Origin of the sequence: Streptococcus oralis (genome assembly GCF_004127215.1) — a bacterium.
Taxonomy (GTDB): Bacteria; Bacillota; Bacilli; order Lactobacillales; family Streptococcaceae; genus Streptococcus; species Streptococcus oralis_BD.
Window position 1 is genome coordinate 1 of sequence record NZ_QEWJ01000125.1, and the last position, 407, is coordinate 407.

Annotated in this window: 1 pseudogene; it reads right to left on the reverse strand. The window is 51.1% G+C overall.

Annotated elements, in window-relative coordinates:
• Positions 1 to 277, reverse strand: a pseudogene (locus DF216_RS10645) (IS1-like element transposase); the annotation flags it as partial.
• Positions 278 to 407: the final 130 nt, after the last annotated feature.

Below are 407 nucleotides of genomic sequence, written 5' to 3' on the forward strand. Positions count from 1 at the left end.
GTTACCGACTGCGGCCTGAGTTTTTTAAGTGTCGTAAAACCGTGTTGAGGCCAACGCCCATAATGCGTGCACTGGCGCGACATCCGACGCCATTCATGGCCATATCAATGATTTTCTGATGCGTACCGGGTTGAGAAGCGGTGTAAGTGAACTGTAGCTGCCATGTTTTACGGCAGTGAGAGCAGAGATAGCGCTGATGTCCGGCAGTACTTTTACCGTTACGCACCACGCCTTCAGTAGCTGAACAGGAGGGACAGCTGATAGAAACAGAAGCCACTGGAGCACCTCAAAAACACCATCATACACTAAATCAGTAAGTTGGCACCATTACCGATGAGTCCCGACAACGCCATCAGCCTGACGATTATGCGCGTGACGCTATCCGCCATTATGGCCGTGATATCGGA